This is a genomic window from Chromatium okenii (assembly GCF_002958735.1).
Taxonomy (GTDB): Bacteria; Pseudomonadota; Gammaproteobacteria; order Chromatiales; family Chromatiaceae; genus Chromatium; species Chromatium okenii_A.
The window spans coordinates 1-25,483 of record NZ_PPGH01000013.1 but is presented as its reverse complement, the minus strand read 5'-3'; the positions used below and the strand labels follow the sequence as shown (position 1 = coordinate 25,483).

The following is a 25,483-nucleotide window of genomic DNA, read 5'->3' as shown; positions in this document are numbered from 1 at the left end:
AATCGCGCTTCGTTGCTATATTTTAGTGCACACAGCGGTACTGTTAATGTTTACCTTAACTCCTTTATTAAAAACGACCTACTGAGCAGTTTTCGCTTTTTACATAGGGCATAACGCTGTATAGTTCAAAACACAAGGCTGATCCCTTGCGCAGTTTCGACTGCATTCTTTCAACCCTAAACATAGGCTTATCGCAATGTATACCAGCGCCCGTAATCAGTTTTTTGGAACCGTGAAATCCGTCGATCAAGGAGCCGTCAATTCGGAAGTCGTCCTTGATGTTAACGGTCTCGAATTAACCGCGATGATTACCAACCACAGCGTCGCCCATTTAGGATTAACGACCGGCAGCGCCGCCTACGCGCTCATTAAAGCGCCGTCGGTCATCGTGCTCACCGATACCACGCTCAAAACCAGCGCCCGCAACCAGATTTGGGGCACAGTATCGCGCTGCGAACCCGGCGCAGTGAATGCCATCGTCGTCATCGCGTCCGACGCTGGCCCAGAAATCACCGCATCAATCACGCTTGATAGTTTGAATAGCTTGGGACTTGCGCCCGGCGTTCGTGCCTGCGCATTGATTAAAGCGTCGCAGATCATTGTGGCCACTAAATCCTGAGCACCAGCCGGAGTATTTTTATGAACCCAATTCGTTATTTTGCACTAACGCTGGCGCTGCTCAGTGCCAGCGTGGTCGCGCACGCCGATGAGATTCAAATCGCAGTGGCTGCTAATTTCACTGCGCCGATGAAAGAGATTGCGGCTGCATTTACTAAAGAAACCGGTCATCAGATCAAAGCGGCTTACGGCGCAACCGGCAAGTTTTATGCGCAAATTCAAAACGGCGCACCGTTTGAGATTTTATTGGCGGCAGATGACACCACACCCGCGAAGTTAATTAAAGAAGGGAATGCGGTTGCTGATTCGCAATTCACTTACGCAATTGGAAAATTGGTGTTGTGGTCAGCGAAAGCGGGTTTTGTGGACGCGCAGGGCAAGGTATTGACGACGGGCGATTTTCAAAAAGTCGCAATTGCGAATCCGAAAGCTGCGCCTTATGGAGCAGCCGCGTTGGCGGTATTAAAACAACAGGGATTATTGGATGCAGTGCAGCCCAAATTTGTGACCGGCGAAAATATCGCGCAAACCTTTCAATTCGTAGAAACGGGCAATGCGGAACTCGGTTTTATTGCGCTGGCGCAGGTGCAGAAAGATAGCAAATTAACGCACGGTTCGATGTGGTTAATTCCGGCGCAGTTATATCCGCCGATTCTTCAAGATGCTGTAATTTTGAATGCGGGTAAAGATAAACCGGCAGTTGCGGCGTTAATGACTTATCTCAAAGGTGAGACGGCGCAAGCAATTATCCACAGCTTTGGTTATGACCTGAAATAACGCGATGTGGCTCAGTAGCGACGATTTACAAGCGATCTGGCTAACCTTGCGTTTAGCCGGAATTGTAACGGCGATTTTATTCGTCGTGGGAACACCAGTGGCGTGGTGGTTGGCACAAACATCATCGCGCTGGAAAGGTCCGATCAGCGCAGTGGTTGCATTGCCGCTGGTATTACCGCCGTCGGTGCTGGGCTTTTATCTGCTATTAGCAATGGGGCCGAGCGGGCCGGTGGGGCAATTCACGCAGGCGCTCGGCATCGGTTTATTGCCGTTTACTTTTGGGGTTTAGTCATTGCCTCAGTGTTTTATTCGTTTCCATTTATGGTGCAGCCGGTGCAAAACGCTTTTGAAACGATTGGCACCGTCCGCTGGAAGTCGCTGCAACACTGCGAGCTTCACCATTGGATACGTTTTTCACCGTCGTATTACCGCTGGCAGCGCCGGGCTTTTTAACGGCCGGCATTCTCACCTTTGCCCACACCGTCGGTGAATTCGGCGTGGTGTTAATGATCGGCGGCAATATTCCTGATTTAACTCGCGTCGTTTCCGTGCAAATTTACGATCATGTTGAAGCAATGGAATATGCCGACGCGCATCGTTTATCAGCGGTGATGGTGGCATTTTCTTTTGCAGTTTTGTTGGCGCTTTATGTTTGGCAACATCGCGGGCGCAAGGAAACTTAAATCAATGGATACTATTGCCGCTCGTTTTCAACTCAATTGGCCGGGCTTTCAATTGGATGTTGATCTCAATTTACCCGGACGTGGCGTTACCGCGCTATTCGGTCATTCTGGTTCTGGCAAAACTACGCTGCTGCGCTGCATCGCCGGTTTAGAACACGCGCCCCGCGGTTTTTTATCATTCAAAGGCGAGATTTGGCAGGACGCGACGACGTGGGTGCCGACTATCGCCGGCCGCTGGGTTATGTTTTTCAAGAAGCGAGTTTATTTCCGCATCTGACCGTGTTGGGCAATCTGCGCTACGGGCTGAAACGGATCGCGGCAGCCGAGCGGCGCAGTCTGGAGCAAGCGGTCGAACTGCTCGGCATCGGTCATCTGTTGGCGCGGAAACCGGAGCGGCTATCGGGTGGCGAGCGCCAGCGCGTGGGGATTGCGCGGCGCTGGCGGTGAATCCGCGCATTTTGTTGATGGATGAACCGCTCGCGGCGCTTGATCTCAAACGCAAGCAAGAAATCCTGCCGTATCTCGAACGGCTGCACGATTTACTAGATATTCCAGTGCTTTACGTCAGTCATGCGCCGGATGAAGTGGCGCGATTAGCCGATCATCTGGTGGTCATGGACGGCGGGCTGGTGCAGGCAAGTGGGGCGTTGACGGAAACGCTGGCGCGGCTGGATGTGCCGATTCGCCTCGGCGAGGACGCGGGCGTGGTGCTTGATGCGACCGTCGCCGAGCGCGATGCGCAGTGGCAATTAGCGCGGGTCGATTTTGCGGGCGGCAGTTTGTGGAGCCGCGACCGAGGGCTGGCGCTAGGGCAGCATGTGCGGGTGCGGGTGCTGGCGCGGGATGTCAGTTTGGCGACCGAGCATCAAGAAAATACGAGCATTCTCAATCTGTTATCTGGCAAGGTCGATGCGATTGCTGATGATGAGCATCCGGGGCTGGCACTGGTGCGGGTGCAAATTGGTGAAGCGGTGTTGCTGGCGCGAGTGACCAAACGGTCGGCGGCGGCGCTCGGCATCGCGCTGGGGCAGCAAATTTGGGTGCAGGTTAAATCGGTGGCGCTGATGGAATAGTTGGTTATTGAATTTTTGATTTTGCTTTATTGAAAAAGATCCCATAAAGCAAAATACTGTAATTTCAATAGCGTAATTTTCAAAACTAATCTTCTGGCCAATAACCACTAAAAGCATTTTTTACAAGCGTATTTCCATGCGTATTCATCAAAATTTGTTCGATTTTGCGCAACGAACAACCCGTAATATCCTTAATTGACTCTGCCATATCTTCTATAATTGCAGAACTAACTGTTAGTTGCCCAATAGATTCAATATCTTCCGCACATTCAGTGTCGGTATCGTCTTCCACATATTCAGAGTCTGGCCAATAATCACTAAAAGCATTTCTTACAAGCGTATTCCCACGCGTATTCATCAAAATCTGTTTAACCTTGCGCAACGAACAACCCGTAATATCCTTAATTGACTCTGCCATATCTTCTATAATTGCAGAACTAACCGTTAGTTGCCCGATAGAGTCAATATCTTCCGCATATTCGGTGTCGGTGTCGGTATCGTCTTCCACATATTCAGAGTCTGGCCAATAATCACTAAAAGCATTTCTTACAAGTGTATTCCCACGCGTCTTCATCAAAATCTGTTTAACCTTGCGCAACGAACAACCCGTAATATCCTTAATTGACTCTGCCGTATCTTCTATAATTGCAGAACTAACCGTTAGTTGCCCGATAGAGTCAATATCTTCACTATTATCAGTAATTTGATATCGAGGATGCCAAACTATCTCCACACATTGGCTTACATCGGTTGTCGCTGATAGCACGTCACTGATTTGAATACGAGGGATTTCATTATTTAAATCTTCATAAATTTCATTTGACACTAAATTTATTTCTTTAGTATTCAAGTGTTGTATAGGAGTTTTCTTGCCGTGAGTCCATGTAATATAAATAACGGACTCTTTATAAGCTGGCAATGCACCTGCCTGACATTGCGCAATGTTCACAATATCTGAAACGCATAGTCGCTTTTTTTGTTTTAATTTACTAATTATTCGAATAGCTGCTCGTTCCCATAAAGGAACAACCTTTGTATCGCATCTCAGAGCTATAACTGAGTAATGATGACCTTTGATTCTAAAATGTTCCATGAATCTTCCATAAACTCCTGCTTTAGGTTTGTCAGGATTAAAAAACGATCTACCTATATAGATAACCACTTCACCAAGATCAACGCCATTAAACAAATTCGGCAGACTATGAATAACTTCCATGATATGGCTACCGGCATCAGAAAATTTCTTTGGTCTGTGGCATTTATTAACTGCCTCAGAAATATCTGTTGGTTTTAAATCTTCTAAATCCAAGGCATAAATTTGCATGACTAAAACCTCTGATTTTTTCAGTTAATTAGGTCTTAATTTAATTGCTGGGGACGTAGCTTAGATTACTATAAAGCACAAAGTGTGACAATAAAATATCATCGCGCAATGTATACTGGTGGCTGGGCAGAGCAAAGATTATCACAACACTGCTGATTTTTCAACCCAAAAAAGCCGTTTATGATCTGAGTGATTTCTCTTATACATCGAGGGTAATTACACCCATTTGAGTAGTGATTTACTCTGTAGATTTCAACCAACAACCGACACATATTTTCAATAAAAAGCTCACTTTGAGCGGGCGTTTCTTGAATAGCCACAAAATTTTTGTACCCTTTTGGTTGCTTCATCATCCAATTTTCAAAGGCATTAAGAATCCTATCGGCGTTAAATGGAGGAATAAAAGTTGGAATAGTAGAAGTCTTAAATAAAGGCATCAAATTTTCTTGATGTTCAGTTAAGTGTTTATACAAAAAACCATACGCTGCTGTGTTGCATATCGCTTCTTCCATAAAAATATAGCCATTAAAACGATTATTTATTCTCGCATATCGTCTTTTAGACTTTGGTGCATTTTCGCCGTCAAAAAAATCAAATAAGCAACAGAGGTCTTCAATCCATGCGTGACATATTTCGTGAGCCAACAGCATATATGCCGTTGCTAACACAACAATTTCTAACGGCTCGTTAGAACACTGTTCATGCACTTGAAAAGCGACTTTAGCAATACCTCGTTGAGTAAGATGAATGCCATAAGCGTCACGTCGATTAGTATGCGCAGGCGAATAGTAAGCTAACATTTCCATTCGCCATTTACGGCAAGGATGCGGTCTATTTTCTTCTGGTAGCGTCGAATTACTATGATGTTCTATATTCCAGTTATCTTCTCCAATACTATCTTCACGATCATTTCCGAGTTTTTTAAACCGTTCACTCAGATTCCAAATAGGTTGAGAGTGAACAACACATCCATCATGCTTTGAAGCATAAAAAGCAACCGCAGAATTAGCCAAATCTTCAAAGTTTTCTTTTTTAATATCGTATAAAAATGTAGTTTTATTACTATTTGTTAAGGCTTGCCACTGCGTATTTAGAGATGAATAGACAGATAAGCATTCTTCGGTATTAAAATTTCGTTGATGTAGAAGGTATGTTTGAGTAATGGGTGAAAAGAATGCCTTTTTGGGATATGGCGTCGAGCTGTCCAGTAAATTGTCGATAAAGAATTTGATCACGACTCCGGTGTCCCAGATTTTTCTATAAAGTACAATGACTACTGTGCTATTACTCCAACAGTAATCACTTACCTTATACTTTGCATACACTTTCCCAAGAATATCATTGATTTTAACAGTATCTGAACAATTTATAGAGAGGGTGTTATTGTTTTTATCTTTCTGAATATCAATGCCGCTTAAGCGTAGTATATTGGTAACCTTAAGCACTTCCATCTCAATTATTTCAGAGTTATTGCGCATTTTTAGCACACCTGAGAGCATGTGTTTTATGCAGAAATGTGTCTTGCTGATGAACTCAACAACCACCAGCTAAAAGCTGGTGGTTGTTGAGTCTACTCAATCCGCAGTTAACTAAATTTTAATACGTGAACTGCGCTTGCGTTCATTCTCAGTCAGATGACGTTTGCGCACGCGAATCGCTTTCGGCGTGATCTCCACCAATTCATCATCTTCAATGAATTCCAACGCCTGCTCCAGTGTGAATTTGATTGGTGGAGTGAGCAGGATATTTTCATCTGAGCCAGCAGCACGAATGTTAGTGAGCTGCTTGGCTTTCAATGGATTGACCGTTAAATCATTGTCGCGGGAATGAATACCAACCACCTGACCTTCATACACTTCATCGCTGGGCGATACCATCATGCGTCCGCGCTCTTGCAAAGCAAATAGCGCATAACCCAATGCTTTACCGGTTCCATTAGAAATCAATGCGCCATTGCGACGCGGTGCAATACCACCTTGATTCGCCGGACGATAGCGATCAAAGACGTGGTATTTCAAACCCGTGCCGGAAGTCATCGACATGAATTCAGTTTGAAAGCCAATTAAACCGCGTGATGGTATTTCATAATCCAAACGCACTCGCCTTTACTGTCTGGAATCATGTCTTTTAATTCGCCGCGCCGTTCGCCGAGCGCCTGCATGATTGCGCCCTGTGACGTTTCATCGACATCGACGGTAAGCTGTTCATAAGGTTCGCAAATCTGCCCGTCGATTTCGCGGAAAATCACTTCTGGGCGCGAGACTGCCATTTCATACCCTTCACGGCGCATGTTTTCGAGCAGGATCGACAGATGCAGTTCGCCGCGACCAGACACGCGGAATTTTTCAGGATCGTTGCCTTCTTCAACACGCAGCGCAACGTTATGAATTAACTCACGTTCTAGCCGATCTTTGAGCTGGCGCGAAGTCAGATATTTGCCGTCACGCCCGCAAAATGGCGAGGTGTTGACCTGAAACGTCATGGTCACGGTCGGCTCGTCCACCGTCAACGCAGGCAGCGCGTAAACGTGTTCGGGATGGCACAACGTATCGGAAACATTGGGCGCTTCGATGCCGTGAGCGCCACAATGTCGCCTGCCGAAGCGGACGGCACTTCATGACGTTCCAAACCTAAGTAGCCGTAAACCAAACCAATTTTCGCTTTATACCGTTCGCCATCTGGCTTGACGACCACGATCTGTTGATTGGGCCGCACGCTGCCGTGACGAATGCGCCCGACCGCAATTGCGCCAACGAAGGAGCTGTAATTGAGCGTCGAAATCTGCATTTGAAACGGCGAATCGGGATCCACTTCGGGCGCAGGGCAATGCTCCACGATGGCCTCAAACAGCGGCGTCATGTCGCCACCGTTGACGGTGTTTTCCAGCCCAGCGTAACCGTTGATCGCAGAGGCATAAACAATTGGAAAATCAAGCTGTTCATCGGTTGCGCCGAGGCGGTCAAACAGATCAAACACCTGATCAATCACCCAATCCGGGCGAGCGCCGGGGCGATCAATTTTGTTGATCACGACGATGGGACGCAGACCGTGCTCAAACGCTTTGCTGGTGACAAAACGGTTTGCGGCATCGGTCCTTCCTGCGCATCGACCAGCAGCAGCACGGAATCGACCATCGACAGGACGCGCTCCACTTCGCCGCCGAAATCAGCATGTCCGGGCGTGTCAACGATGTTAATTCGATAATCATTCCAACGAATTGCAGTGTTTTTGGACAGAATGTAATGCCACGTTCTTTTTCCAACGCATTGGAATCCATGACGCGCTCGACTGGTCCAAAGCGGTCGCCGAGAGTGCCGGATTGCTGCAACAGCTTGTCTACCAAGGTGGTTTTGCCGTGGTCAACGTGGGCAATGATGGCGATGTTGCGTAGGGTTTCGATCACGAGGGTCTAGCTCCAAAAGACAGTGTAAATAAAGATTTAATGATATAAATCAGAAATTAACGGCGAATTGCTGGTATGCGCGGAAAATAAGGCGCAGCCGGTATGTAAGTATATGCTGTCGGCGTCATTCCGGCGGACGACTGCGTTTAATGCGCTTCATGATGCATCGAAAAGTTGTCAGTAAGAAACGCGCTGACCATTGAAAACTGAACACTATTCATCGCTCGCGTTATCAGCAATTTTTATTTAGCATGGCGCATTAAATCATCAGAAAATCGCTGATAAAGCCAATGCTCGAAACATTTTGTTCGAGCATTGATTGATTTGCTTGACACTGGGTTGTCGCTGTTGCAGTAAATTGATTAGAAATAACAAGCAAACAGTTAATTCAATGCGTTGGCAAATAACCACGTTGGCGCAATTCGGCAATGGTCTGTTGCACTACTTCAGGCAGCTTTGCCATTGCGGTAGCCGTCAATCCACTATCACCAGCGCGAGAATGACGTTCGACTGCGGCAGCAACATCAGATAATGCGACAGCGCCGAGATTACCTGCGCCACCTTTGAGCGAGTGCGCAATACGCGATATTTCGGTCAGTTCTGCATTGGCACTATGCGCTGTTAATTCCGCCAACTGATTCCCCAGTTGATCGACAAAACTCGCAGTGATGGCGCACAGGTCTTCTTCCCCTAAAATTTCTACCAATTCGTCCAATACTTCATTATCAAAATACGTCATGCACTCCCCCAAACTCGTGTTTATGTGATAGATGTCACTTATTACACCAAAATAATGTCAACCAACAGTAAACCGCTTTGTTGAATAATGGTGGTTGATTATAGTGTTCACTAATCGCGTGCTTTGCACAAAAATAATTCACACGGAAGGTTTTCACTTTTGAACGCTGACGCACTATTCCAACCCCGTCTCAACGGCTGTTAATTGTTGACGATGATAATGCCACGCGGATGTTGTTGCGCGGCGTACTCAGTCGTCAAGGCTTTGAAATTATTGAAGCTGCTAATGGCGCACAAGCCGTTGCTCTGTTTAGCCAGCATCGTCCACTGTTGGTATTGCTCGACGTAATGATGCCGGTGATGGACGGCTTTACCGCTTGTGCCGAAATGCGTGCCATTGATCATAACGAAGGCACACCGCTGATTATGCTCACCGGCGCAGATGATCTGAAAGCAATTGATAAGGCATTTCGCGTTGGCGCGACTGATTTTATTACCAAACCAATTAACTGGACGTTATTAACGCAACGGGTGCGCTATGCGCTGCGTTCCGGTCAACTGAATCGTGAAGTGCGGCAAAGTCGTTTGCGCCAAGCGTCTGCCTGCCGGATTGCCAAACTCGCATTTTGGGAATGGCGCTTGACCGATGATTCGTTGCATTGGTCAGATGATTTAGAAGCAGTGCTGGGCGTGTCTGCGCAACACATTGCTCAGGTTGCAGATTTTCTCGATGCCGTGCATCCCGATGATCGGGCTCGAGCGCAGCGGCTAATGAATCTGGCGCGGCAATCAACCGGCTCCATCGAAATGGAATTGCGAATGCACACGAGCAAGATCGGCTGGTGCGTTTGGTGGGCGAACGCGGCGTTCAGGGTGGCGATCACGCGCTGATGTTCGGCGCGTTTCAGGATGTGACCGCGCTGCGCCAAACCGAGGCGCTGGTGGATTATTTGGCGCTGCATGACGAATTGACTGATCTTCCCAATCGGCGGCTCTTTCTGCGGCAAGTCGCTGAAATAATACCGAAAATAAACACAGAAAACGGCGAAGTGCTGCTGCTTGGCTGGATTGACATTTCGCGTTTTCATCGCCACAACGAAGCACTTGGTGAGGCGCTCGGCGATTTATTGCTGACGCAGTTGGCGCGGCGGTTGCGGCGGTTGATTCTCGACACGGAAGCAGTCGCTCGCACCGGTGGCGATGAATTTGCGGTGATTTTTCGTGCTACCGACATGAAAACGGCGCTAGATCGTTTCGAGTCCATGCTGTCTCATCTGCGTCGCCCGTTTGACATCGCGCAAAACGATACCATTTTGACCTTCACCTCCGGCATCGCCCTATTTCCCGAACACGCAATCAACGCTAACCAATTGTTATTATTGGCACAAGACGCCCAACGATTAGCGCAAAGTCAAGCCCGTTCATTGCTGGTGGCAACGCCAAACACCCCATCAAACTCGCGCTTTACTGAAACGCTGGCGGTCGAACGGGCGCTGCACACCGCGCTTGAACGTCGAGAGTTTTTCCTTGTTTATCAACCACAAATGGATTTACGCACCGGCGTGATCGTCGGCGCAGAATCGCTGTTGCGCTGGCAGCATCCAACTTGGGGTTTGGTGTCGCCGGTGCGCTTTATTCCGCTGCTGGAAAGTCTGGGACTGATTTCTGATGTCGGACAATGGGTGTTAGAAGATGCCTGTCGGCAAGCGCGGCGCTGGGAACAAATGGGGCTGGCGCTGCGCGTGGGGATCAATCTGTCGCCGCGCCAATTTTTGGAGCCAGATTTATTCGATAAAATTCAACGCGCTGTCGTACTGAGCGGCGTCAATCCGGCGCATATTGAATTAGAAATTACCGAAAGCCTCGCCATGCAAGACCCCGCCAATGCTATTTTATTATTGGGACGTTTACGCGAAACCGGATTAAAAATTGCGCTTGATGACTTTGGAATTGGTCACTCATCATTAGAATATCTACTGCGTTTTCCGATTGACGCCATTAAAATTGATCGCGCTTTTGTGACTAATATCACGCATGTACAAGCAGATCGAGTCATTGTGCGAGCGGTCACTGCGATTGGGCAAACAATGGGATTAAGTGTCATTGCGGAAGGTGTCGAAACGCTGCGCCAATGTGATTTTATTGAAGCACTTGGCGTCACCGAAATCCAAGGTTATCTCATTGGTAAACCGATGGAATCTGCGCAGATTGAAACGTTAATTGCCAACTTTGTACGCCCCGGCGCAGAAACACCAACCAATTAAGTAGGTTGGGTTGACTGCGTCAACCCAACCTACGATTTACGATCCGCTTATGAATCCACACTGCTATCAGCATCCGCGTTGGGTCGATAGCTTTTCACTCGCGCTTCATTCAAACCCACTCGCGCTAATAAACGTGGTAATTCCTGTTGATCATCATTCATTAACAACAGGTGCGCAATCCGCATCACAATCACATCAATTTTCACGGTTCCCGACGGCAATAAATAAGTTGCTCCAATGCGTCCGCGAATGGTGTTGGGGATATTCCACTGCGTTTTTATTCGATTTCCAGCAGTACTGGCATGTGTTTTTAAGGTTGTATCGCAGGTGATTTCATCAAGTTCATGCCCAGAATCAATCCACGCTGCATCACCTGTAATAACGACAATTCACCCACGCGATACAATACACAAGCCGAGCGTGCGGCATTGAGACTAAAGGACACATTTTCAGCCAAATCCGCTGCCAGTTTAGTGACAATTTCTGCCAGTATTAACCCGTCACGCTGGTATTTCATTTGCCGTGTTCTTAAAAAATCTTGCTGTAAATGACTGCCTTGATGCAACGACATTTCTACTGCGAGATTAATAAAACCATCTAATCCCACCAATTGAATTGCTGCCTCAAAATTTTCAACAGAACTTATGCCTTTAATGTATTGACTACTATTGGCAAGGCTTAATAATCGAAACACCAGTGCTGGATGAAATTGGCATTGCCGCAAAATCCGCACACGCTCGCTGCCATTAGCATTGCGCAGACTTTCAATAGTGCTAATTAACTCAGGATCAATTGGCAAACCCAATGTGCCTTGCGTCATTTGAAAACGAATAAAATCATTCAGTGAATCAAACCCGTCAATTTTTGAGTCATGCAGCGCTCTGGATAACTCCATAATTTCTGCCAAGCGCACCATTACCTGTTTGGCGTTGAATGGCTTAACAATAAACGCATCAACCTGATGTGCTCGCGCCGCTAAAATCACATCGCGTTCGGCATGACCAGAAATCATCACGCATTTCGTTTTCATATCCGTTTTTTTAATCTGTTTAAGGGCTTCCATTCCACTCATTCCCGGCAATCCCCAATCAAGCAAAATCAAATCTGCGCCGTGCTGATGCCATTGCTCAATTCCAGAAACTGCATCGGATTCTAAAATAACCGACGCTGTTGGCCATAATCGTTTTACCAATTGTGCCAATAAAGCGCCGGTTGACGCATCATCCTCAATAATAATGACACGAATCACAGTGTTTTACTTCTATTCAAAAGTGATAATGATTAGATTTTGAACTGCGCTACTCGCTCCTGCAACTGCGTGGCTAATTGCGCGAGTTTTTCACTTGCAGTGGCGATTTGTGCTGAACCTGCTGAGGTTTGATCGACAGTGCCAGAAATGGTGTGGATATTGCGGTTAATTTCTTCAGCAACGGCACTTTGTTCTTCGGCTGCGCTGGCAATTTGTCGATTCATATCATTGATGCTGGTAATTGAAACACTAATGACATGTAGCGATTCACCTGCTTGTCGTGCTTGCGCCACGCTTTCACGCGCTTTGGTCTGTCCTTTTTCCATCACTTGCACTGCACCAGCCGAACTATTTTGTACCCGCTCAATTTTGGCTTGAATATCCAAAATGGATGATTGAGTACGACTTGCCAAGGTGCGCACTTCGGCAGCAACGACTGCAAAACCGCGTCCCTGTTCACCAGCACGTGCAGCTTCAATTGCCGCATTTAAAGCCAGCAAATTGGTTTGTTCTGCCACGCCGCGAATCACGTCAAGCACCGCACCAATTTCAGTGCTATCGACCGATAATTGCGCAATGACTTCGCCAGCGGTTTCGACTTCTCGCGCCAGCGATTCAATTGCCGATACCGCTTTCATCACCACCTTGCTGCCGGCTTCAGTTTCCATATCCGTTTCGCGTGCAGCACGCGCAGCGGCAGCGGCATGACGCGCTACTTCTTCAACGGTGGCCGTCATTTGGTTCATCGCCGTAGCAACCTGATCGGTTTCGGATTGTTCCAATCTAACCTGCTCGCGCATCTGCTCACTGGTCGCTGAAAGCTGCTCGGCTGCTGCCGCCACCTGCGCACTGGCAGTTGTCACCTCGTGCAATACGCGTCGCATATTCGTCACCATTTGCGCAAACGCTGCGAGCAAACTGCTGTTGTCATCAGCCCGCAAATTAATTTCTACGGTCAAATCACCAGCGGCAACTTGATTCACTAAATCAACCGCATAGGCTGGCTCACTGCCTAATTGCTGCAACGTATCGCGGATAATAAACAACCCTAAACCCACAGCTAATGCTAGCCCAATCCCAATGCCAATCAGGGTCCAAGTAAACATCTGCCCGGCTTCCGATAGCGCCTTTTCTACAGCAGAATGTGTGCTTTGATTATTAAATGCGACCATCGTATCAATTAAAACGCCAACGCGGTCTGAAAGTAACATCATGCTATGCACCAATTGCAGGAATTGATCATATAAAGGTGCATAGCTTTCCGCTGTTTTTGCTAATATCATCTGCGCTAAAATTTGATCAATTTTTTCATAGCCTTTACGCCAAGCAGTGTATTCAGATTTGAAGACATCTTGGATAGCTTTTTCATCTGCTGTTTTCGGTAATTTTTCATACTGCGCCATGGCATCTTCAACCGCTTTCCACGAGGCAAGCCGCTGCCGCGATAAAAGTTCCAGCGTCTTATTTGTTTCAGATGACCACGGCGTTTGTGCTTGTGCTTCAAGGGTCTGAGCACGCACACTCAAACGTTCGACATTCATACGGTCTAATTCAATAATAGATGGCAGGCGAATCTGCCCAATCGTTTCGATATGCCCGCGCATATCCATTTCGCCCTTGATGCCAAATAATCCGACAACGAGCACAATCATGGCTACCGACAGAAAACTCAGCATCAGCTTGACACTTAATCGAACAGTTTTCATTCCCTACTCCAAGACAAACCCCGATATCAGCTCTAATCGGGAAACATAATTTTAATAACCGCAATGCGGTCGGTTCTTTAGATCATCAATGTGAATAAAGCGCCAGCGGGCGCTTTATTGCTGTTACTCATTGTAATTTGGGGCGTGATCGCGCATTCCGTTAGTTTATCAGGTTATTCTAAATAAACGCGCTATGATGCTTGTCAACCGATCAAAAATTAACGTGTTGCGCTGCGTACTTTTGTAACGCCTTTTCAATTGCCGCAATGCGTGCTGCCTGTACGCGCTCAGGAATTTTTTCGGGTTCCGGCGTTTGGTGCACGATGGCAGCAACATTGACCGATGCAACGACATTGCGCAGTCGCCGCAGCAATGCTGCTTGCGGATAAGCGGCATCGGCATAACCCGCACGTCCACGCGCATCGGCTTCACACGCAAGCAATACCTTTTCAAATCGGGCCGGTTGTCGCAGCGCATCTGCGCCTTCGAGCAGCGCCAGCAACGTTTCTGCTGGTAATTCCAGTGCGCGATGAATTAAACCGTGATCTCGCGCTGTGATTCGCGCTAAATGACGAAATAAATTAGGGATTTTTAAGCGATCACACAGCCGATTGACCAATTTTTCCCCGCGTTTTTCGTGACCGTGATGATGCGGCAATAATTCCGGTGGCGTTGTACCCTTGCCGAAATCGTGACACAACGCCGCAAAGCGCACTTCTGCATTTGTTGATAATTGCGCGGCCATATCGACCACCATCATTACATGTTCGCCAGTATCAATTTCGGGATGCCACTGCGCAGATTGCGGAATTCCCCATAAGCGATCCAATTCCGGCAGCAATCGCGCCAGCGCCCCACATTCCCGCAATTCTCTGAAAAACCGTGACGGTTGCGCTTCATTCAGAACTCGCGCTAATTCCTGCCATACCCGTTCTGGAACCAACGCATCTATTTCGCCAGCAGCAATCATGCTGCGCATCAATTCGCGGGTTTCTTCAGCAATTTCAAAGCCTAAATCCGCAAAGCGCGTGGCAAAACGGGCGACACGCAAAATGCGCACTGGGTCTTCCGTAAACGCGATTGATACATGTCGCAAGCGCCGCGCTGCCAAATCAGCTAATCCACCGTAAGGATCAACAATGTTGCCCGCTGCATCTTCCGCCAGTGCGTTGATCGTTAAATCGCGCCGCAGCAAATCTTCTTCCAATGTCACCAGCGGATCGGCGTGCATCGCAAAGCCATGATAGCCGGGCGCAGTTTTGCGTTCCGTCCGCGCCAGCGCATATTCCTCTTTGGTCTGCGGATGTAAAAACACCGGAAAATTCTTACCGACTTGCAGAAAACCTCGCGCTCGCAACTCCGCAGCGGTGGAGCCAACCACCACGAAATCGCGTTCCGTCACCGTCCGTCCCAGCAGCCGATCGCGCACTGCGCCGCCTACCAAATAAACCGTTAATCCTTCTGTTGCACTCATCATCTCGTCCACAGCATCTCGTTCGCAGTTAGAATCTCAATTACATCCTGACATTACGGAATATCTTCACATGATGCGTATTTTTGGTTATCTCGTCCTACTGGCAATTATTGGTTACGGTATCTGGCCGTATTACACGGTTTATCAACTGGATAAAGCAATTGTGCAACCATCCACTGCGCCACTTGCTGAATTGCTCGATTTACCGGCAATTCGTGCGAACTATAAACAGCGCGTGACCGCAGGGGTCAAGGATGTGCTCCCCGGCAACACCTCTGATCCGCATGGCGTGATGACATGGATCGGTGAAAATCTAACGCGACTTGGTGATGCTGCGCTCGATCAAGTGATTACGCCAGAATGGGCGCAACGTACTCTGCGTGATGCAATTAACGAAGCCACAAAACAAACGCCTGCGTATTTGCTGGCGGCAATGGATTTCGCGTTTTTTGAATCGCATAACCGCTTTTTAATTCGCATTGGCGACCTCGGACAGGGCGCAACGCACATTCGGCTGTCATTCATTGGCGGCAAATGGAAAATCACTGACATCATTACTTCCGTCACCGCCATCAATTAAATGAGGCGACGCGACACGCATTCGTCGTGTCGCGTGTTTTTTGCCTTTCTCGTTATTCCCAATTCAGGTACTTCCGCCATTTTTAATCTAACTTTTAAGCACTTATTCAGTGCTGGCTTGTTGCTGACTGCAACTTGGTGCGCCCATGCGGATGATCGCAGCGATTTTCTCGCTGCTGAAGAGGCACTGAAACGCGGTGATCGCCCAGTTTTTGAACAACTCAGTGCCAAACTTCGCGCCTATCCGCTGTATTCCTATCTGCGTTTTGCCGACCTCGAGCGCAATCTCGACGCAGTTTCCGAAGCAGAAATCCTTGATTTCTTTACCTTTGATGCAGATTCGCCGCTCGCCGAAACACTGCGGCAGGTGTACCTGCAACGGCTCGTAACCGCACAACGCTGGGCAGATTATTTGCGCATTGATCCGCCGCCGCTGCCAGCCAATGCGTCAACTGAACGGCGTTGTTTATCACTGCTGGCGCTGCTGGAAACCGGACATGCCGAGGAAGTATTGCCGCAAGTCGCCGCGATTTGGTTATCGCCTCGGTCACAACCTGCTGCCTGTGATCGCGTGTTTCAGGCGTGGCAACAGGCCGGAAAACTGACACCGGAGCTGGTGTGGCAACGCATTCGTTTGGCAATGAACGCTAGCGAAATAGGTTTAGCGCGATGGCTCGGAATGTCACTGCCAGAACCGGAGCGCCCGTGGCTGGAGCTGTGGCTGGCGGTTGATCAAACACCGACGCTAATCAGCGATAACGCAGCATTTGCAACGGAATATCCGCAACGTGCGGCGATTGTCGCGCATGGCATCACGCGGCTGGCGCGGCGAGCACCTGATGATGCCGCGCAACGGTTGACACGCTACCGCGATCTACTCGCGGCTGATCCTACTGCGGGGAATCGCGCTTACGCTGCCGTCGGTAACGCTTTGATTGGTAAAAATAATCCAGAAGGTCTGCGCTATTGGGATGGGCTGCAAGCGAACGCTGACAACCTTGCGGAGCAGGAACAGCGAGCGCGAGCGGCGTTAAAGTTTCAGGACTGGGGGAAATTGGCGACATGGCTGGCGCAAATGCCTGATAGCACTGAAAAACGCGACCGCTGGTGTTATTGGCAAGGTCGCGCTGAAGCGGCACTGGGACAGGCAACCGCAGCGCGGCAAAGTTTTGAGCAAGCTGCAACAGCGCGGAGTTTTTGGGGATTCATGGCAGCCGATCGGCTGGGACAGCCGTATCACTTGAAAGATGTCGCCACGCCAGCCGAACCAGCGCGAATTGTGCGGCTGATTCGGTCGCCAGCCTGGGCACGACTGCGTGAATTACGCCATTTGGCGCGAGAGGCGGAAATCCAGCGTGAATGGCGCACGTTGACGCAGCGTTTGGAGGCAGCGGATTTACAAGCGGCAGCCTACATCGCCGACGTGTTGCATTGGCATGATCGGGCGATTTTCACGCTGGCGCGGAGTGGTTATTGGGACGACTTAAAACTGCGCTTTCCCCTGCGTTATCAAGAGCAGGTGACAACGCAAGCGGAGCAAGTGGGCATTGCGGCGGAATGGATTTTTGGAGTAATGCGCCAAGAAAGCGTATTTGCACCAGCGGTGGTTTCTCGCTCCGGCGCAATGGGCTTGATGCAATTAATGCCGAAAACCGCTGCAGAAGTGGCGATTTCTCGCGGTTTACCCGCGCCATCATCGCAAGATTTAACCGATCCGACGCTCAACATCACGTTGGGCAGCACCTATTTGGGCTGGATGTGGAAACGCTTTACTCATGCCGCGCTCGCTACGGCGGCTTATAACGCCGGACCGGGGCGAGTCACCAGTTGGCTTCCGCCGCAACCAATTGATGCTGATTTATGGATTGCGCAGATTCCTTTTAATGAAACACGCGGTTATGTGGAACGAGTGCTGGCATATCGGGTGATTTATGCGGAGCGTTTGGGATTACCACCATTGCGTCTCAGTGATTTATTGCCACCAATTCCTGCGTTACCCAGGAATAATGCTAAAAGTTAATGGATTTAAGGTGCATAAATGTCGAATACACTCACTGCGACTTTTCAAATTGTCACTCCAATGTTTATTGGTGGCGTGGATCAATCACCGCAGGATGGAGTGTGTCCTCCATCAATTATGCGAATGGTGAGAATACAGGGCAGAGTTTATGTTTATTGCGTGTCGCTGCCAATTTGCGTCCGTTGACCAAAGCACAATTACCGAATGCTGGTTCTGGTCATCAATACTTACTTGGTCAAGGGCTTTATAGCTTCAGGGATGGATACTTACGCGAAGCACTTCCTCCCGGTGAAATAAAAGTCAGTTTACGCTTTCATCCGAACACCATATATAGCGAACGCCATTCAGTTGCAGAAGCGTTATTGATACATAAAAAAGCCTCCCTTTGTAGAAAGGGAGGCTAACAGTCATAAAAACAGCAGTGATTATTTTACTGTATAGAGTTTACCCAACTGATTATCCTTTTCACTGGTTTCTGTTGTGACACAGCCGCTATCAATAAATGCCCGCGCAGTATAAGTTCCCGCGTTGGGCACCCGTAATCGCGCTGTTAACGTGCGGCTCGCCCCAACAGCTAAAGTGCCAACGCGAGTACGTGCATTACCTAATGCCCCGCAAGTACCGAGATTGGTTTGACTTTTCCAAATTGTCAAATCACCCGCATCCAATGCTTTTTTCGCAAAGTTCTTTACCGTAACGCTAATGTCAAAAAAATCATTTGCGCTTGGTGACGCGGGCGTAATGACCATATTGGTAATGACTAAATCAACCGCTGTTGTAGTAAAGGTTGCCGTGATATTTTTCAGTGCATTCATACTAACAGTACAGGTATTAGTACCACTGCAATCGCCACTCCAACCAGTAAATACAGAACCGACATCAGAAACTGCTTTAAGCGTGACTGATTGTCCGTTTGTATAGCTTTCATTGCAATTCATGCCACAACTAATTTTACCATCAGTAGTAGTGACAACACCCGATCCCGTGCCTTTTTTAATGACATTAAGCACATAACCTTCTGTTAACTTGAAATTCGCCGTCACGGTTTTATTCGCAGTGACATTCGTCAAGCTGCAACTCGTGCCGCTGCAATCACCACTAAATCCAGTAAACGTATAACCCGCATTTGCCGTTGCTGCGCAATTACTCGAACCGCCATAAACAACCGGATTAACGCTGCAATTCACGCTACCGCCAATTGAAGGATTGGCAGTGGCGTTAATTGGATAAGTGATTGCAGTGAAATTTGCCGTCACGGTTTTATTGCCGGTGACGTTATTCAAGCTGCAACTCGTGCCGCTGCAATCACCACCAAAGCCAGTAAATGTATAACCCGTATTTGCTGTTGCTGCACAATTACTGGAGCCGCCATAAGTCACCGGATTAACGCTGCAATTCACGCTGCCGCCAATTGAAGGATTGGCAGTGGCGTTAATTGGATAAGTGATTGCGGTGAAATTCGCCGTCACGGTTTTATTCGCAGTGATATTCGTCAAGCTGCAACTCGTGCCGCTGCAATCACCACCAAAGCCGGTAAATGTATAACCCGTATTTGCCGTTGCTGCGCAATTACTGGAACTGCCATAAGCAACCGGATTCACGCTGCAACTCACGTTACCACCAGTTGACGGATTTGCAGTGGCGTTAATTGGATAAGTGATTGCGGTGAAATTCGCCGTCACGGTTTTATTCGCAGTGACATTCGTCAAGCTGCAACTCGTACCGCTGCAATCACCACCAAAGCCGGTAAATGTATAACCCGTATTTGCTGTTGCTGCGCAATTACTCGAACCGCCATAAACAACCGGATTAACGCTGCAATTCACGTTGCCACCAGTTGAAGGATTGGCAGTGGCGTTAATTGGATAAGTGATCGCAGTGAAGTTCGCCGTCACGGTTTTATTCGCAGTGACATTCGTCAAGCTGCAACTCGTTCCGTAGCAATCACCCGCAAAGCCGGTAAACGTGTAACCGGAGTTTGGTGTCGCAGTGCAATTACTCGAACCGCCATAAGCCACCGGATTAACGCTACAACTCACATTGCCGCCAATTGAAGGATTGGCAGTGGCGTTAATTGGATAAGTAATTGCGGTGAAATTCGCCGTCACGGTTTTATTCGCAGTGACATTCGTCAAGCTGCAACTCGTACCGCTGCAATCGCCGCTAAATCCACTGAAGTTATAACCAGTCTTTGGTGTCGCAGTGCAATTACTGGAGCCACCATAAGTCACCGGATTAACGCTGCAACTCACATTGCCGCCAATTGAAGGATTTGCAGTGGCGTTAATTGGATAAGTGATTGCGGTGAAATTCGCCGTCACGGTTTTATTCGCAGTGACATTCGTCAAGCTGCAACTCGTACCGCTGCAATCGCCGCTAAATCCACTGAAGTTATAACCAGTCTTTGGTGTCGCAGTGCAATTACTCGAACCGCCATAAGTCACCGGATTAACGCTACAACTCACGTTACCACCAGTTGATGGATTTGCAGTGGCGTTAATTGGATAAGTGATTGCGGTGAAATTCGCCGTCACAGTTTTAGTCGCAGTGACATTCGTCAAGCTGCAACTCGTGCCGCTGCAATCACCACCAAAGCCGGTAAATGTATAACCCGTATTTGCTGTTGCTGCGCAATTACTCGAACCGCCATAAACAACCGGATTAACGCTGCAATTAACGCTGCCGCCAATTGAAGGATTTGCAGTGGCGTTAATTGGATAAGTGATTGCGGTGAAATTCGCCGTCACAGTTTTATTCGCAGTGATATTCGTCAAGCTACAACTCGTACCGCTGCAATCGCCGCTAAATCCACTGAAGTTATAACCAGTCTTTGGTGTCGCAGTGCAATTACTCGAACCGCCATAAGCAACCGGATTAACGCTACAACTCACGTTGCCGCCAATTGAAGGATTTGCCGTGGCGGTAATTGGATAAGTGATTGCGGTGAAATTCGCCGTCACGGTTTTATTCGCAGTGATATTCGTCAAGCTGCAACTCGTGCCGCTGCAATCACCACCAAAGCCGGTAAATGTATAACCCGTATTTGCTGTTGCGGTGCAATTACTGGAACCGCCATAAGTCACCGGATTAACGCTGCAATTCACGCTGCCGCCAATTGAAGGATTTGCAGTGGCGTTAATTGGATAAGTGATTGCGGTGAAATTCGCCGTCACGGTTTTAGTCGCAGTGATATTCGTCAAGCTACAACTCGTGCCGCTGCAATCGCCGCTAAATCCACTGAAGTTATAACCAGTCTTTGGCGTTGCGGTGCAATTACTGGAACCGCCATAAGTCACCGGATTAACGCTGCAAATCACGTTGCCGCCAATTGACGGATTCGCAGTGGCGTTAATTGGATAAGTGATTGCGGTGAAATTCGCCGTCACGGTTTTATTCGCAGTGACATTCGTCAAGCTGCAACTCGTGCCGCTGCAATCACCACTAAATCCAGTAAACGTATAACCCGCATTTGCCGTTGCTGCGCAATTACTCGAACCGCCATAAACAACCGGATTAACGCTGCAATTCACGCTACCGCCAATTGAAGGATTGGCAGTGGCGTTAATTGGATAAGTGATTGCAGTGAAATTTGCCGTCACGGTTTTATTGCCGGTGACGTTATTCAAGCTGCAACTCGTGCCGCTGCAATCACCACCAAAGCCAGTAAATGTATAACCCGTATTTGCTGTTGCTGCACAATTACTGGAGCCGCCATAAGTCACCGGATTAACGCTGCAATTCACGCTGCCGCCAATTGAAGGATTGGCAGTGGCGTTAATTGGATAAGTGATTGCAGTGAAATTTGCTGTCACGGTTTTAGTCGCAGTGACATTCGTCAAACTACAACTCGTGCCGCTGCAATCACCACCAAAGCCAGTAAACGTATAACCCGTATTTGCCGTTGCTGCGCAATTACTCGAACCGCCATAAGTCACTGGATTAACGCTGCAACTCACGTTGCCACCAGTTGACGGATTTGCAGTGGCGTTAATTGGATAAGTGATTGCAGTGAAATTCGCTGTCACGGTTTTATTCGCAGTGACATTCGTCAAGCTGCAACTCGTACCGCTGCAATCACCAGCAAAGCCGGTAAACGTATAACCCGTATTTGCCGTTGCTGCGCAATTACTCGAACCGCCATAAACAACCGGATTAACGCTGCAATTCACATTGCCACCAATTGAAGGATTGGCAGTGGCGTTAATTGGATAAGTGATTGCGGTGAAATTCGCCGTCACGGTTTTAGTCGCAGTGACATTCGTCAAGCTGCAACTCGTTCCGTAGCAATCACCACCAAAGCCAGTAAACGTGTAACCGGAGTTTGGCGTTGCGGTGCAATTACTGGAGCCGCCATAACTCACTGGATTAACGCTGCAATTCACGCTGCCGCCAATTGAAGGATTCGCAGTAGCGGTAATTGGATAAGTGATTGCAGTGAAATTTGCCATCACAGTTTTATTGCCGGTGACGTTATTCAAACTGCAACTCGTGCCGCTGCAATCGCCGCTAAATCCAGTAAACGTATAACCGGAGTTTGGCGTTGCGGTGCAATTACTGGAACCGCCATAAGTCACCGGATTAACGCTGCAAATCACGTTGCCGCCAATTGACGGATTCGCAGTGGCGTTAATTGGATAAGTGATTGCGGTGAAATTCGCCGTCACAGTTTTAGTCGCAGTGACATTCGTCAAGCTGCAACTCGTGCCGCTGCAATCACCACCAAAGCCGGTAAATGTATAACCCGTATTTGCTGTTGCGGTGCAATTACTGGAGCCGCCATAAGTCACTGGATTAACGCTGCAATTCACGCTGCCGCCAATTGAAGGATTTGCAGTGGCGTTAATTGGATAAGTGATTGCGGTGAAATTCGCCGTCACGGTTTTAGTCGCAGTAACATTCGTCAAGCTGCAACTCGTACCGCTGCAATCACCACCAAATCCAGTAAATGTATAACCCGTATTTGCCGTTGCTGCGCAATTACTCGAACCGCCGTAAGTCACTGGATTAACGCTACAACTCACATTGCCGCCAATTGACGGATTCGCAGTGGCGTTAATTGGATAAGTGATTGCACTGAAATTCGCCGTCACAGTTTTATTGCTGGTGACGTTATTCAAGCTGCAATAGGTGCCGCTGCAATCACCAGCAAATCCAGTAAACGTGTAACCGGAGTTTGGCGTTGCAGTGCAATTTGTTGAGCCGCCTTGTATTACCGGATTGACGCTGCAAGTGACGCTGCCGCCGACGCTGGGATTGGCAACTAACCCGATGGCATAAGTTGGCGCAGGATTAAACGTTGCTAATACCGCTTTTGCGCTGTTCATTAGAATTGAACACGCGCCGATCCGGTGCAGCCGTTGCTCCAATTACTAAAAATATAGCCAGCATCGGGCGTGGTATTGAGATTAACGATGATGCCGCTATTAAAATCGGCTGAACAAGTCGAACCGCAATTGATTTTGTAGTCGTCGCTGTAAATCAATCCGTTGCCGCTTTTATTGATCGAGAGCGAATAACTGGCGGGCGCAAAATTAGCGGTGACGATTTGCGCGGCATTCATGGTGACGGTGCAAGAACCAGTGCCAGAACAACCGCCCCCACTCCAGCCAGTAAATACGGAATTGCTATCGGCACTGGCAATGAGATTGACAATAGCGCCACCGCTAAAACCGGTCGAAAATGACCAGCAAGTTGGGTCACAGTTAATTCTCCCATCGCTGCTGGTGACTGTACCGTTGCCGCTTCCAGCTTTACTGACAGTTAATTCAAACGAAGAATTAACAACAGCAGCCCCACTGCGGACGAGGCGAACGTGGGAGTAGTCCTTCCGAAGTTTGTGGTAGGTGTAGCCATTCTCGAAACCCACGTACCACGCGCCGTTCGCGTAGACGGTAAACGGAGAACCCGACCAAAACCACGAACTCGGCGTATTGGGAAAATAACTGGTGTTGATTGCTGGGATATTGCGGCTGTAATCGACTAAGGCTTGCAGCTCTTTGAAATTAGGCAAGCGCCAATCGTTATAACCACCCAGATTAGAGTTATTGGCAGCAGTTAATGCGGCGCTCCAATTCATTCCCGTTGCCGTGCCTGTACAATTCGTGCCGGTTTGACCTTCACTGCATTTGGCCCACATTAGCCCAGTGTTTGTTTGGGAGACTGTGCCATCGTTGTTATCAGCAAAAGAATCAAAAGACTGTCCGCCGCGGACGAGCCGGACGTGGTAGTAGTGGTTCCGATCGCAGTTGACGGCGTTGCCATGGTCGAAATTCACGTTCCACGCGTAGTCCGCGCTGCTGGCAAGCGGAGAACCGACCAAAACCACGAACTCGGCGTATTGGGAAAATAATTGGTATCAATTGTTGGGCCGGGATAAGCAATGCTGTGATCGGCAATTCCCGATAATTCTTTTATATTCGGCATTCGCCAATCATTAAATCCGCACAAGCCAATTGTATTAACAGTTCCAGTATAAGTAGCGGCTTGGTCGAAGGTGTAATATGAATCACTGAATTTCACTTGCCAGATCAAACCGGTGACGTTATCGCGGACGCAGGTGTGATCGGTGGCGCTGGCGGGCAAATCATTTCCCGCTGCATCTAATTTGGTGAAATTAAAACCGTTGCTGCCGTATTCAGCATCTTGGCGCGGAAAACCCGCGACCGGACACGGCAAACCATTTTGCGTGGCATTCGAGCAGGTGGTAATGCCGGTGTCGTTGAGACCATCGGCGTGAGTTGGAATAGTCAGCGCGAGCAGGGCAATCAATCCCGCCCCACGCGCCAGTGAATGAAAAGATCGCATACGGTCAAGCATTGTCATTCTCCAGTAGTGAGTTTTTAATCCACTTAAAATTAAGCAGGTAAAAGTTCTAACTCCACTCTGCAACCCGCACGAGTTGCTAACGTGATTAACATATCTATACTAAACTGTTCCTCTTGACCGCGTATTAAATCCGACAGTTGTGCTGGTTCTATACCCAATTGCATTGCTGCTTGCTGGTGCGTCCAATTGCGTCTGGAAATCCTCATGCGCAATTCAGTGATGAGTTGAGCACGCAAACGCAACAGATTTGCTTCTTCGGTCGTAAAGCCTAAATCAGTGAACACGTCGCCACTGGATTCGATGATGTATTCGGTCGTCATGGGTTATTCCTCAATGTGGCGATAACGGCGCGTTGCCAATTCTATATCTTCGCTGCGGGTGCGCTGCGTTTTTTTCACAAAAGCGTGGAGGACATACACATCAAAGCGGATGTCAGCATTTTAGGTGCCTTCTTCACTTCGTACTTAGCGGACTAAAAGTCACTGAAGCATTCATTGGAAAAAGCAGAGATTTTCCTGAATAGCATTTATTCTCGCGGCTGAAAAATCACATGTTCTATATCGCGCAACTTATCAATATCGGTGTGATTTTCAAGATATTCTGCCAATTGTAAAAAATCGGTGCGGGGATAACTGCGCCCGGCAGTTTCACGAAAAGCTAATTGCGGTTTTGAGCCTTCAATAATGTGATAACCCCAATACAGTAATGCGACGCTGTAGCGAATTTTGCTGCATCAGGATGAATCAATTG

At 48.3% G+C, this 25,483-nt stretch carries 20 protein-coding genes and 3 pseudogenes; 10 read left to right on the top strand and 13 right to left on the bottom strand.

What is annotated here, in order from left to right:
* Positions 1-196 precede the first annotated feature (196 nt).
* From CXB77_RS01900 to CXB77_RS23445, 5 genes and pseudogenes are all read left to right on the top strand, one after another.
* Positions 197-619: a TOBE domain-containing protein gene (locus tag CXB77_RS01900; protein ID WP_105072572.1), complete on the top strand. Its 423-nt coding sequence runs from the start codon at positions 197-199 to the stop codon at positions 617-619.
* Between the two features lie 20 nt (positions 620-639).
* Complete coding sequence (gene modA / locus CXB77_RS01895) at positions 640-1,395, top strand: molybdate ABC transporter substrate-binding protein (RefSeq protein ID WP_105072571.1); 756 nt, start codon at positions 640-642, stop codon at positions 1,393-1,395.
* A 4-nt stretch (positions 1,396-1,399) separates the two neighbouring features.
* Positions 1,400-2,078, top strand: a pseudogene (modB, locus tag CXB77_RS01890) (molybdate ABC transporter permease subunit).
* Positions 2,044-2,525: pseudogene (locus tag CXB77_RS24335) on the top strand (ATP-binding cassette domain-containing protein). The pseudogenes modB and CXB77_RS24335 overlap by 35 nt, the downstream one beginning before the upstream one ends.
* The gene (locus CXB77_RS23445) at positions 2,522-3,151 is read left to right on the top strand and encodes a TOBE domain-containing protein (RefSeq protein WP_347338025.1); all 630 of its coding nucleotides are present in this window, start codon (positions 2,522-2,524) and stop codon (positions 3,149-3,151) included. Before CXB77_RS24335 ends, CXB77_RS23445 begins: the two are co-directional and overlap by 4 nt.
* Positions 3,152-3,236: 85 nt before the next feature.
* Here the strand turns inward: CXB77_RS23445 and CXB77_RS01880 are convergent, their stop codons facing one another.
* The 4 genes and pseudogenes from CXB77_RS01880 to CXB77_RS01865 form a co-directional block, all read right to left on the bottom strand.
* The gene (locus CXB77_RS01880) at positions 3,237-4,475 is read right to left on the bottom strand and encodes a hypothetical protein (protein WP_105072570.1); all 1,239 of its coding nucleotides are present in this window, start codon (positions 4,473-4,475) and stop codon (positions 3,237-3,239) included.
* Between the two features lie 98 nt (positions 4,476-4,573).
* Entirely contained in the window at positions 4,574-5,953 is a 1,380-nt protein-coding gene (locus CXB77_RS01875) for a hypothetical protein (RefSeq protein WP_146108645.1), read from the bottom strand.
* Between the two features lie 111 nt (positions 5,954-6,064).
* Positions 6,065-7,878, bottom strand: a pseudogene (typA, locus tag CXB77_RS01870) (translational GTPase TypA).
* A 388-nt stretch (positions 7,879-8,266) separates the two neighbouring features.
* Positions 8,267-8,617, bottom strand: coding sequence for an Hpt domain-containing protein (locus tag CXB77_RS01865; RefSeq protein WP_105072568.1), 351 nt, complete (start codon positions 8,615-8,617; stop codon positions 8,267-8,269).
* A gap of 176 nt (positions 8,618-8,793) precedes the next feature.
* On the opposite strand from CXB77_RS01865, the gene CXB77_RS01860 reads away from it, so the two are divergent.
* Positions 8,794-9,507 (top strand): response regulator, encoded by a 714-nt coding sequence (locus tag CXB77_RS01860; protein WP_347338032.1) that lies wholly within the window; start codon positions 8,794-8,796, stop codon positions 9,505-9,507.
* Complete coding sequence (locus tag CXB77_RS01855) at positions 9,459-10,880, top strand: putative bifunctional diguanylate cyclase/phosphodiesterase (protein WP_105072566.1); 1,422 nt, start codon at positions 9,459-9,461, stop codon at positions 10,878-10,880. Before CXB77_RS01860 ends, CXB77_RS01855 begins: the two co-directional genes overlap by 49 nt.
* A 47-nt stretch (positions 10,881-10,927) precedes the next feature.
* On the opposite strand, the gene CXB77_RS20815 is transcribed toward CXB77_RS01855, so the two are convergent.
* From CXB77_RS20815 to CXB77_RS01840, 4 genes are all read right to left on the bottom strand, one after another.
* On the bottom strand, positions 10,928-11,101 hold the full coding sequence (locus tag CXB77_RS20815) for a hypothetical protein (RefSeq protein ID WP_242445348.1): 174 nt from the start codon (positions 11,099-11,101) through the stop codon (positions 10,928-10,930).
* A gap of 89 nt (positions 11,102-11,190) precedes the next feature.
* Positions 11,191-12,129, bottom strand: coding sequence for a response regulator (locus CXB77_RS01850; RefSeq protein ID WP_242445347.1), 939 nt, complete (start codon positions 12,127-12,129; stop codon positions 11,191-11,193).
* Between the two features lie 32 nt (positions 12,130-12,161).
* The gene (locus CXB77_RS01845) at positions 12,162-13,835 is read right to left on the bottom strand and encodes a methyl-accepting chemotaxis protein (protein ID WP_105072565.1); all 1,674 of its coding nucleotides are present in this window, start codon (positions 13,833-13,835) and stop codon (positions 12,162-12,164) included.
* 211 nt (positions 13,836-14,046) lie between these two features.
* Positions 14,047-15,309, bottom strand: a complete 1,263-nt coding sequence (locus CXB77_RS01840) for a multifunctional CCA addition/repair protein (protein WP_105072685.1) — start codon at positions 15,307-15,309, stop codon at positions 14,047-14,049.
* A 70-nt stretch (positions 15,310-15,379) separates the two neighbouring features.
* On the opposite strand from CXB77_RS01840, the gene CXB77_RS01835 reads away from it, so the two are divergent.
* The 3 genes from CXB77_RS01835 to CXB77_RS18995 all read left to right on the top strand — a co-directional run bounded on the left by CXB77_RS01835 (position 15,380) and on the right by CXB77_RS18995 (position 18,312).
* Positions 15,380-15,889, top strand: coding sequence for a DUF2939 domain-containing protein (locus tag CXB77_RS01835; protein WP_347338024.1), 510 nt, complete (start codon positions 15,380-15,382; stop codon positions 15,887-15,889).
* Positions 15,890-17,908 (top strand): transglycosylase SLT domain-containing protein, encoded by a 2,019-nt coding sequence (locus CXB77_RS01830; protein ID WP_105072564.1) that lies wholly within the window; start codon positions 15,890-15,892, stop codon positions 17,906-17,908.
* Positions 17,909-18,009: 101 nt separating this feature from the next.
* Positions 18,010-18,312, top strand: coding sequence for a hypothetical protein (locus CXB77_RS18995; RefSeq protein WP_146108644.1), 303 nt, complete (start codon positions 18,010-18,012; stop codon positions 18,310-18,312).
* A 21-nt stretch (positions 18,313-18,333) separates the two neighbouring features.
* On the opposite strand, the gene CXB77_RS01825 is transcribed toward CXB77_RS18995, so the two are convergent.
* The 5 genes from CXB77_RS01825 to CXB77_RS01805 are packed head-to-tail and all read right to left on the bottom strand — an operon-like array spanning position 18,334 to position 25,152.
* Positions 18,334-23,232 (bottom strand): InlB B-repeat-containing protein, encoded by a 4,899-nt coding sequence (locus tag CXB77_RS01825; RefSeq protein ID WP_105072563.1) that lies wholly within the window; start codon positions 23,230-23,232, stop codon positions 18,334-18,336.
* The gene (locus tag CXB77_RS01820; RefSeq protein ID WP_105072562.1) at positions 23,232-24,182 is read right to left on the bottom strand and encodes a DUF1566 domain-containing protein; all 951 of its coding nucleotides are present in this window, start codon (positions 24,180-24,182) and stop codon (positions 23,232-23,234) included. The genes CXB77_RS01825 and CXB77_RS01820 overlap by 1 nt, the downstream gene beginning before the upstream one ends.
* Positions 24,179-24,724, bottom strand: a complete 546-nt coding sequence (locus CXB77_RS01815) for a DUF1566 domain-containing protein (RefSeq protein ID WP_172452492.1) — start codon at positions 24,722-24,724, stop codon at positions 24,179-24,181. Before CXB77_RS01815 ends, CXB77_RS01820 begins: the two co-directional genes overlap by 4 nt.
* 38 nt (positions 24,725-24,762) lie before the next feature.
* Positions 24,763-25,053 carry a helix-turn-helix domain-containing protein gene (locus CXB77_RS01810; RefSeq protein WP_105072446.1) on the bottom strand — a complete coding sequence of 97 codons (291 nt, stop codon included), beginning with the start codon at positions 25,051-25,053 and terminating at the stop codon, positions 24,763-24,765.
* A 3-nt stretch (positions 25,054-25,056) separates the two neighbouring features.
* Positions 25,057-25,152 (bottom strand): type II toxin-antitoxin system RelE/ParE family toxin, encoded by a 96-nt coding sequence (locus tag CXB77_RS01805; RefSeq protein WP_347338015.1) that lies wholly within the window; start codon positions 25,150-25,152, stop codon positions 25,057-25,059.
* Between the last annotated feature and the right edge of the window lie 331 nt (positions 25,153-25,483).